Genomic DNA, 5,836 nt, shown 5'->3' on the forward strand with positions numbered 1-5,836 from the left:
AAGCTGGTCGAGCTGCACCTGCGCTTCCACGGCTACGGGTCGGGGGAGTGGACCGACTCCGCCGTACGCCGCTACGTGCGCGACGCCGGCGACCAGCTCGGCCGCCTCCACGTCCTCACCCGCGCCGACTGCACCACGCGCAACCAGCGCAAGGCCGACCGCCTCCGGCGCACCTACGACGAGCTCGAGGAGCGGATCGCGCGGTTGTCCGAGGAGGAGGAGCTCGCCTCGATCCGGCCCGACCTCGACGGCAACCAGATCATGGAGATCCTCGGCATCGGTCCGGGGCGCGAGGTCGGCGAGGCCTACCGGCACCTGCTCGAGGTGCGGCTCGACCAGGGTCCGCTCGACGAGGCCGCGGCCACCGCTGCCCTGCGCGCGTGGTGGTCGTCACGGTGACACTGTTGAACGGCGTTCAGTAGGGTCCGGCCCATGGCCGACACCCAGCAGCACGAAGAGCTCGAGGCGAGCATCGACATCGACGCACCGCCCGCCCAGGTCTGGGCGCTGGTGACCGACGTGCCCCGGATGGCCTCGTGGAGCCCGCAGGTCGTGCGCACCAGGGTCAAGGGCGGCGTCGTCCGGCAGGGCGCCACGTTCAGCAACCTCAACCGACAGGGCCTGCTGTTCTGGCCGACGGCCGCCAAGGTCGTCCGCTTCGAGCCGCACCGCGACTTCGCCTTCCGCGTGCGCGAGAACCGGACGATCTGGTCCTTCGCCCTCACCGAGAACGCCACGGGCGGCACCACCGTCACCCAGCGCCGCGAGCTGCCGGAGGGCATCTCGCCGCTCTCGCTCGGCCTGACCAAGGTCGCGCTCGGCGGCGTGCCGTCCTTCACCCGCCGCCTGGAGCGCGGGATGCAGGACACGCTGGCGCGGGTCAAGGCCGAGGCCGAGCTCGCTGGCTAGCGAGCCCGGCCTCGTCCGTCACGTCACGAGAAGAGGAAGCCCTCGACGTAGGCCTGGCCGCGCACGCGCCGGACCTCGAGCCGGTGCTTGCCCGGGGTGATCCCGCCGATCACGACCCGGTGCCCGAAGGTCAGCGGGCCCCGGCCCTTGAAGCTGATGGTGCGCAGCCGCTTCCCGTCGAGGTAGACCACCGCGGTGCCGCCCTTGCGGGCGAGGCCACGCACGACCTGGACCTGGGTGCCCCGGAAGGTGATGCCCAGCGCGTCGCGACCGCGGGTGGTCCGGGTCGCGGCGCAGTAGGAGCCACCGGTGGCCGCCCGGGCGCGCCTGACCGTGAAGTCGCCGACCTTGCGGACCTGGCCGGTGCCGCACCCGGCGTAGCGGTAGACCCGGACGGTGACCGTCCGGCGTGCCACGTTGCCGGCCTCGTCGGTCACGGTCAGGCCGATCCTGCGCACGCCGGGGTTCTTGTAGAAGAGCCGCAACATCGGGCCGGTGGCGTCGACGGTCGAGCCACCGTTGCGGCGGTCCCAGGTGTAGCGCAGGTTGCCGGCGGCGGTGACGTCGTCGGAGGACCCCACGGCCGAGAGCACCGCGCCGCGCTTGACCACCACCGGCGTCGGGCTGACGGTGGTGCGGATCGTCGGGCGCGTCGTGTCGCCGCCCCCGCCGCCACCGGTCACCGTCACCACGGTCGACGCGGTGTCGCTCAGCCCCTGCGGGTCGGTGACGGTCACGGTCGCCGTGTAGGTGCCGGCAGCGGTGTAGGCGTGGGACGCCGTGGCGGTCGCGGCGTCCTTGGTGCCGTCGCCGTCGAAGTCCCAGCTGAAGTCGAGCGTGCCGGGTGTCTCGGCGTCGGTGGAGCCGACCGCCGAGAACGCGACCTGCTGGCCCGTGGGGGCCACCGTCGGGGTGGCCCCGGCCGCTGCGGTCGGTGCGGTGTTGGGGACGACGGGCTCGGGCTCGTAGCCGTAGTTGAACGTCCCGCAGCCGGTGCCGGTGGTGAAGGTGACGTCACCGGTCAGGTTGCTCGCGGGGGCGGCGTCGTCGCCGCTCATCGAGTCGACCTTGAAGCCGAGGCAGTCGTAGGCGAACTCCCAGTTGCCCGAGGTCGTGCTCGGGTCGCTGTAGTTGTCGACGTGCGGCGTCGCCTTGGCGTCGGTGAAGGTCGAGCGGGCCGTCGTCGCGTTGTACGCCGCGTCGTCGAGGTCGGGCGTGGCGGAGCCGACGGTCGGCACCGAGTCGAGCGGCGACTGGGCCGGGGGGTCGTCGGTGCCGGCGTTGCCGTAGCCGTGGGCCTCGTCGGTGTAGGAGAGGTAGAGGCCGGCCTGGAACCCGATCGGGTCGCGGTCGATCTCGCCGTGGCCGTCGAAGTCGAAGCCCGAGCGGTCGCGCATCTCGAGGTAGTAGGCGTGGTCCTGGACCGAGGCGGCCCCGGCCTGGAGGTACTTCCAGCCCTGGGTGCACGACGAGGCGACGGTCAGGTCCTCGCGGCATCCGCCGTTGAAGACGGCGGGGTCGCTCGGTCCGCCGGTGCTCTCGAAGTCGCTCGTCCAGAGCACCTTCTCGCCCGCGGCGCCGGGGTTGGCGACGACCTCGAGGTCGTCGATGAACCAGCCGGGACGGGCCGCCCCGGGGTCGGTCGAGTAGCTGAGGCGCAGCGCACCGTTGGCGGCGCCGGCCAGCTCGCTGATGTCATAGCTGTCGGGGAGGAACACCGGGGCCGGGGTGTTGCCGAGCTTGCGGTCGACCGCCTCGGTGCCGGCGTCGTAGGACCCGCTGGTCCCGGTGATGCCGTTGTCGTAGGTGGCCTGGCAGCCGACCTGGTTGGGGTTGCCCGCCAGCAGGTCGGTGTTGGAGGTCGTGTAGCCCTCCGTCGACGGGTTCGAGGTGTAGGTGGACCCGCCGTTGGTCGTGGTCAGCACGTAGCCGTAGTCGAAGTCCCACTCGATGTCCCAGCGCGACTTGAAGCGCAGCTCGACCGGCGTGCCGGCGGGGAGCGTGCGCAGCGCGGGGACGCTCAGGTCGAAGTTGTGGCCCCCGGTCGGCGCGCAGCCGAAGTCGTTGCCCGAGCCCGACCACCACAGGTGGGACTTCGACGCCGCGACGCCGTTGGTGCCGCCGGCGTCGAACGCCGAGTCGTCGAGCAGGGTGCGACCGGGCAGCTTGGCGACGTACATCTCGGAGTTGTGCACGATGCCGTCGGCGCCGTTGGTCAGGGTGTAGGGCGTCCCGTCGGGCCGCTGCCAGGCGATGGCACCGATGTCGAGCTTGGAGCTCTTCCAGCCGGTGACGGTCCTGGTCGCCCCGGGCTTCAGCACCTGCGGCACCACCCAGCCGAGCTCCTGGCGGGAGAAGGCGTCCATGTTCTGCGACTTGTCGGTCGCCATCAGGTTCCAGTCGCCGTAGGTCTCCCGGCTGCCGGTGGAGTAGAAGTCGGGGAGACCGAGCGAGTGGCCGTACTCGTGGCTGATGACCGAGGCCTTGTCGATGGCGGTCTCGGGGTTGACGTTGTAGGGGCCGACGCGGACGAACACCTTGAGCGCGTCGCCGGTGTCGGTGGTGGTCTTGGCCGAGTAGCTCGTGTCGGTGTACCAGAGCGGGTGGCCCTCGAGGTCCTTGAGCTGGTCGTCGGTGGTGAAGCCGGGCAGGCCCGTGACCGCGTCGGTGTAGGCGCCCTCGAGCGAGGACGAGTGCGGCCAGATGTTGTCGTAGGGCAGCAGGTCGGACTGGGCCGAGGTGCAGGCGCCCAGCTGGCTGGCGCCGTTGCCGCCGCAGCCGGCGTAGACGACCATGAAGAAGTCGACGACGCCGTCCTTGTCGGTGTCGTAGTCGGAGTAGTCGATCTCCGGGTCGGCCAGCGCCGCCGCGTCTCGCACGAGCTTGCCGGTCGGGCCGCAGCCGGAGTCGATGTTCTGGAGCGCGCCGACGCCGACCAGCGAGCCGAGCACGGCGGAGCCGTTGGAGTCGGCGCCGTAGAACTGCGTCTGGCCGGGCAGGTTGTAGACGCCGTTGGTGATCCGCTCTGGGTAGAGCGGCGTGCCGGTCACGTCGACGGGCAGGTCGGCGAGGGTGGCGCCGGTGCAGGTGTTGGGCGGGACCTGCAGGTGGGCGAAGTCGAAGCCGGGGGCGTAGGTGAAGTCCTTGGTGGCGATGCCGGCGGACGGCACGGTGCCGTTGGGGAACAGCTGGCCGATCGACATCTCCTGGTAGAGGTTGAACGTCGAGCCGGCGACCGCGGGGGAGTTGATCTTCTCGGCCAGGTCCTCGCCGCTGTGCGTCGGGAGGTAGTCACGGTCGGTGTACTGCACGGGGATGATCGGGAACGGCCGGTCGCCGTAGCGCGCGGTATCGTAGACCTCGCTGGGCGGGATGACCTTGGGCCCGTGGGCGACGGCGGTGCTGCTCTGCCCGCCGGCCGCGAGGACGGCGGTCGTCGACAGGTCGCGCCAGACGATGGTGGGCAGCGCCGAGGCGAGGGCGGCGCGGCTCTCGAGCACGAGGGTCGCGGTGCCGGGCGCACCGGTCGTCGCGTTGGCCGCCGGCACGGTCGGGATCGTCCAGGTGACCTGCGCGGGCGCCAGGCTGCGGGTGCCTGCGCTCGGCGAGGCCGAGAGGAAGGTCGAGCCGGTCGGGGCGGTCACGGTGACGACCGCGCCGACGACCGGGGTGGCGCCGGGGTTGGTCACCCGGATCGAGGACGGATAGCTCTCGCCTGGCTTGACCCAGCCGACCGAGGAGACGAACGAGTTGGCGACGTCGAGGCCGCCCGCCCGGGCCGCGACCGGTACGGCGCCCGCACCGGCGTCGGCGGTCGGTGCGGCACCGCCGGTCAGCGCCTCGGCGTCGAGGGCGCGCAGGCCGAGGGTGAGGGCGGTGCCGCGGCCCAGCGCGCCGGTCGCGGCGGCCGGCACCGCTGTACGGAAGGCACCGGCGGCGTCGGTCGTCACCCGCTGGGTGGCGAGGACGGCCCCGGTCGGGTCGGTGAGGGCGAGCCGGAAGCGCGAGGCGGTCCCGGCGTCACCGGCGGCGGCCGACGCGAGCCGCACCGTGCCCGAGGCGACGAAGGCCTGCCCGCGGCGGACCGTGCGGTCCTGGGCGTCGAACCTCACGGCGAGCGCGCCCGGCGCGAGCCTCGGCGCCGCCGTGGGTGCCTGCGCGGCAGCGGGCAGCGCGAGCCGCGTCAGGGACGCGGTGGCGGACCCGGTCGGGACGGCGGCGCCGGACGCGGGGGCGACGGCGAGCGGGGCGACCACGAGACCGAGCAGCGCGGCGGCGGTGACGGCCACGCTGCGCGCGCGACGGGAGGGGCGAACAGGCATGGAGGACGTCCTCGACGACAGGGGCCGCGCGAGCTGCGGGCCGGACAGACGGTGAACGACGAGAGTTGTCAGACAGTTACGGGTCGGGGCCTGCGGACTTTCGGCGGGACGGGTGCTTGACCTTGTCCCTGGGGCAGGCTCCAACCTCGGGAGCCGGTGAACGGTTCACCGGTCACGAGGCCCGACGGGCCCGACGGGCCCGACAGGCACGAGAAGGACGGGGAGGCACCGTGGGACGGATGCGGTTGATGTCGATCGGCGACGCCGCCCGGGCCAGCGGCCTGAGCGCCAAGGCCCTGCGGCTCTACGACGAGACGGGTCTGCTGCCGCCGGCCGAGGTCGACCCTGTGACGGGCTACCGGTGGTACGCCGCCGACCAGCTCGACCGGGCCCGTCTGGTCGCGCAGCTGCGGCTGGCCGGCATGCCGCTGGCCCGGATCCGGGTGGTGGCCGACCTGGCCGGCCGCTCGAGCCGCGCCGCGGCGGCCGAGCTCATGTCGTGGTGGCGCCAGGTCGAGGCCGACACGGCCTCCGGCCGCGCGTTGGTCACCGCCCTCGTGGCCGAGCTCGACCAGGAGGAGACAAATATGAGCACGATCCAGCAG

3 protein-coding genes and 1 pseudogene are annotated in these 5,836 nt (G+C 72.8%); 3 read left to right on the forward strand and 1 reads right to left on the reverse strand.

All coding sequences use genetic code 11. The features are described 5' to 3' along the window. A pseudogene (locus tag Q7T52_RS12020) lies at positions 1-399 on the forward strand (CCA tRNA nucleotidyltransferase); the annotation flags it as partial. A 33-nt stretch (positions 400-432) separates the two neighbouring features. After that, positions 433-909 (forward strand): SRPBCC family protein, encoded by a 477-nt coding sequence (locus tag Q7T52_RS12025; RefSeq protein WP_304802773.1) that lies wholly within the window; start codon positions 433-435, stop codon positions 907-909. A gap of 23 nt (positions 910-932) precedes the next feature. On the opposite strand, the gene Q7T52_RS12030 is transcribed toward Q7T52_RS12025, so the two are convergent. Continuing rightward, positions 933-5,231: a PKD domain-containing protein gene (locus tag Q7T52_RS12030; RefSeq protein ID WP_304802775.1), complete on the reverse strand. Its 4,299-nt coding sequence runs from the start codon at positions 5,229-5,231 to the stop codon at positions 933-935. Positions 5,232-5,470: 239 nt separating this feature from the next. Between Q7T52_RS12030 and Q7T52_RS12035 the strand changes: the two genes are divergently transcribed. Next, a partial coding sequence (locus Q7T52_RS12035; protein ID WP_304802777.1) for a MerR family transcriptional regulator occupies positions 5,471-5,836 on the forward strand: 366 nt, incomplete at its 3' end.

Source organism: Nocardioides sp. (genome assembly GCF_030655615.1).
Taxonomy (GTDB): Bacteria; Actinomycetota; Actinomycetes; order Propionibacteriales; family Nocardioidaceae; genus Nocardioides.